This is a genomic window from Nocardia sp. NPDC004260, assembly GCF_053603155.1.
In genome coordinates this window covers 1-3,887 of the sequence record NZ_JBSGEZ010000184.1, presented here as the reverse complement: position 1 = coordinate 3,887, position 3,887 = coordinate 1, and the positions used below count along the sequence as shown (strand labels likewise).

At 64.4% G+C, this 3,887-nt stretch carries 4 protein-coding genes; 2 read left to right on the top strand and 2 right to left on the bottom strand.

Annotation, left to right across the window (positions count from 1 at the left end):
* The coding region (locus tag ACWEO7_RS38430; RefSeq protein WP_452430646.1) for an IS630 family transposase at positions 1–591 on the bottom strand (591 nt) is incomplete at its 3' end.
* 168 nt (positions 592–759) lie between these two features.
* Between ACWEO7_RS38430 and ACWEO7_RS38425 the strand changes: the two genes are divergently transcribed.
* Positions 760–2,073, top strand: coding sequence for an IS256 family transposase (locus ACWEO7_RS38425; protein WP_452430644.1), 1,314 nt, complete (start codon positions 760–762; stop codon positions 2,071–2,073).
* Here ACWEO7_RS38425 and ACWEO7_RS38420 read toward each other — a convergent pair.
* Positions 2,032–2,517 (bottom strand): helix-turn-helix domain-containing protein, encoded by a 486-nt coding sequence (locus ACWEO7_RS38420; protein ID WP_452430648.1) that lies wholly within the window; start codon positions 2,515–2,517, stop codon positions 2,032–2,034. The two genes, ACWEO7_RS38425 and ACWEO7_RS38420, sit on opposite strands and share 42 nt — an antisense overlap.
* A 619-nt stretch (positions 2,518–3,136) precedes the next feature.
* On the opposite strand from ACWEO7_RS38420, the gene ACWEO7_RS38415 reads away from it, so the two are divergent.
* Positions 3,137–3,433: a hypothetical protein gene (locus ACWEO7_RS38415; protein ID WP_452430642.1), complete on the top strand. Its 297-nt coding sequence runs from the start codon at positions 3,137–3,139 to the stop codon at positions 3,431–3,433.
* The last annotated feature ends 454 nt before the right edge of the window (positions 3,434–3,887 follow it).

Below are 3,887 nucleotides of genomic sequence, written 5' to 3'. Positions count from 1 at the left end.
ACCGCACCCGCTCTGAACTCCTGATCGAACTTCCGTCTCTTCTCCGCCATGGCCTTCCTCTATGGTCAGGCCTCCACGGTACGAGGGGAATCGCAGGCCGGCGAGGGCTTCGCGGCGGAAGATCCGCCACCAAGGCTCTTGCAGGTTGAGCCAGCACGCTCCGACTGGGATGAACGCGTGTTTGATGCGGTCGTGGGTTTCGAGCCATTCGCGAGTGGATTTGCTGTTGTGGCTGGACAGGTTGTCGGTGATCACGTAGATATCGCCGACCGGGTTGGCCTGTTCGATCAGTTCCAGGAAACGCTGATAGTTGACGCTGTTGCGGGAGGAGGCGGTGAGCGTGACGGCGTGTCCGTCGCGGACGCGGATCGATCCGTATACCCAGACCCTGTCGGGGCCTCGCGAGTATTCCAGGGGTGCCTTGATCCGGTGCCCGTCGACCGACCACCCGGGCGGGGGTGCGAAGGTGCGGGGCGAGACCGGGCCCAACTCGTCGGCGCAGACTACCGTGTCGCCTTCTGGTGGCTGCGTGTAGAGACCGACGATGGGGGTCCTTTTGGGACGAAGTACGGGTCCTTGCTTGTCGTCCACGACCGCGGCCTACGCCATCGAACCCCCTCTGCCACAAGAATTCTGCGCACCTGACGGAGAAATGATCAAGACCTGTGGATGACGGGAAGGACGCACCTTCCCGGATGATCTATCAGTCCAATGTCTTGATCACGCCGGCGCGCCAACGCCGGTCGGGAAGATACGTCCGTGCTCACGGTAGTTCAGAACACATCCGCCTCCGACGATGAGGGCGCCTCGTCCCGGTCGTTGCTCGATGAAATCGTCCGCGATGGTGCCCGGCAGATGCTCGCCGCTGCGTTGAAGGCCGAGGTCGCGGCCTATATCGCCCAGTTCGCTGACCAGCTCGATGAGAACGGTCATCGCCTGGTGGTGCGTAACGGCTACCACGCCGAGCGGGAAGTCCTCACCGCGGCAGGCGCGGTGGCGGTGCGGGCGCCTCGGGTGAACGACAAGCGGGTCGATCCGGAATCCGTTGAGCGGCAACGGTTTTCCTCGGCGATTCTGCCTGCTTGGGCGCGCAAGTCGCCGCAGGTCACCGAGGTGCTGCCGCTGCTGTATCTGCATGGGCTGTCCACCGGTGATTTCGGTCCTGCGCTCGAGCAGTTCCTCGGTTCCGGTGCCGGGTTGTCGGCGGCGTCGATCACCCGCTTGACCGCCGGGTGGCAGGACGAGGCCCGCGCGTTCGCCTCCCGGGATCTGTCCGGCACCGATTACGTGTATTTGTGGGTCGACGGTATCCACACCAAAGTGCGTCTCGAGCAGGAGAAACTATGCCTGCTGGTGATGATCGGGGTGCGTGCCGACGGCCGCAAGGAGCTCGTCGCCATCAGCGACGGCTACCGCGAGTCCACCGAATCATGGGCCGATCTGCTGCGGGACTGCCGCCGCCGTGGCATGACCGCGCCGGTGCTGGCCGTCGGGGACGGCGCGCTCGGGTTCTGGAAAGCGTTGCGCGATGTGTTCCCGCAAACCCGGGAACAGCGATGCTGGTTCCACAAGTCAGCGAATGTTCTCGCCGCACTACCGAAATCGGCACAACCAGGCGCGCTCGCGGCGATGAAGGACATCTACAACGCCGAAGACATCGACAAGGCACAACTCGCGATCAAAGCCTTCGAGATCGACTACGACAAGAAGTATCCCAAAGCGGTCGCCAAAATCACCGACGACCTCGACGTCCTGCTCGAGTTCTACAAATACCCGGCCGAGCACTGGATCCACCTGCGCACCACCAACCCGATCGAATCCACCTTCGCCACCGTGCGACTACGCACGAAAGTCACCAAAGGGCCGGGCTCACGGGCGGCGGGAATCGCCATGGCCTACAAACTGATCGAGGCCGCCCAGGCCCGCTGGCGCAAGGTCAACGCGCCCGAACTCGTCGCCCTCGTCCGCGCCGGAGCCCTGTTCCACAAGGGCAAGCTCCTCGAACGCCCCCGCGAAATCACCCCGGACCCGTCAACCGGCCCGACCGACACCACCCGAACGGAGGTCGCCTGAAACAGACCAAACCACAGGTTTTGACAATTCCTCCACCTGACTTCGGCCGACGACTATCCCCTCGTCGCGTAGTGCCGCGGTGAGCGAATCCAAGGTCCAGCACGACGGTGCCCCGTCCTGATCGGCCTCCAGAGCACCGTCACAGCGTCGGGTCAAACGCCCCGGCGGTGTCGTGGCGACCAAGGCTACGACGCGACTGCGCTCTGTTTCGGTCAGCCGGGGCTTGCGTCCCGCCCCTCGTCGATCGCCCAGCCCGTCCAAGCCATGAGTGTTGAACCGGTGCAACCGTTCTCGCACCGTCTGTGGATGACAGCCCAGCTCGCCCGCGATCTGCGCAGTAGACTTTCCGTCCCAACTCGCCGTGATCATCCGCGCCCGCCGGATCCAATCCCCAGGCGCATGACGAGCCGCGGCGAGCTTGCGAATCTTGCGCTCCTCCAGCACATCTCGCGCCGGACGCGCAACCAAAACCTTCGGCAGAACCCACCTCGACCACACCCGAACCACCAAGACCAGCAACAAGATACATGATCATTGAGGAACGCAGCACTAATGCTGCAACTGCACTCGTGTGATTGGTAGACCTGTCGTGTGGTGTTGGATCGTGCTGTGGCCGAGCTGGATTCGTTGATGGCGAGGATCGGAGAGCGGTTCACTCGGGCTGAGCCGCGAGGGCGGGCGCGGGAGCAAGTTGTGCCTGCGCGCAGCAGCCGAAATCTACGTGGAGACCTCTGCTACGCCGATCGCGGGTGGGCGTTGGCTGATCGCGACGGACTCGACCGTCATCTACGAGCGCCCCACCGGTGTGCAGGTAGCTTCCACCGTTCCCGAATCGCTGCTTCGGCGTTCATCATCTCGGACGCGCGTGTCCGGGCCATCCGAATCGGTGAGGCGATGAAGTGACGCGGCGCCCTTTCTCCGCCTGTTGTGAACAGGTTCGGCACAACCTTGGGCCGTCGAAACGCGACGCGTCCGACATCGGTCGGGAATAGCATTCGATGGTGCAGTCCAGAAAGTCCCGTCGACAGCGAAATGGTAGGCCCCGCAGCGAATAGCGGCCCCGGTGCGCGGCATTCCGCAGGCCAGCCGTACCGAGCCGACCGTCGGGCAGGTACTGCTGTTCCTGTTCGGGTGGCCGTTGTTCGTGCTGTATTGGTGGGCGAACCCGGACGCCCGACCGCAGTGGGTGCGGGAACTGATCAAATTGGTCCGCACGTACCCGAAGCTGTCGGCGGGCATCGGGATCGGGGTCGGTCTGTGCCTGCTGATCGGGGGCCTCGTCAACAACGCCACCGAGAACTTCCCCGCCTCGATCGCCGGGGCAGTTGTCATGGCGGCCTGCGCCGGGTTGCTGCGGTAGCAGGTGGCGCGGAGCGGGCCGCCACTGCTGCTGAAGTCGCGGCGCGCGCCGACGCTCAGCATGCCGCGTACTTGCGGGGTGAGAACTTCGGGGTCTACGGCACGAACGATCTGCCGGAGCTGCAGAGACTGCGACGAGCGTGTGCAGCTTCCCGGCCCAGCCGGCGGCCCAACGCGCAGCGCCGGCAATTAGGACCGCGTCCGCCGCGCACACCCGCTGGTCAGCACGAACACCACCGCGGTGAACACCGCCCCCTCATCGACCGGCGCGGTCCCACCGCCTTGGGCGCGGAGCTCGAAGCGAGGAATTGATGTCGGAGGAAACGTTTGAAGAAACAATGCTCACAACGGATAATCTAGTGCCCCGTCAGGCAACCTTCGGTAGGTAATCGGGGTGGCGGATCTTGGATCCGACGGCGAAGTCGCGGATGGGTTCGGCGTGCTGATTGCGCCAG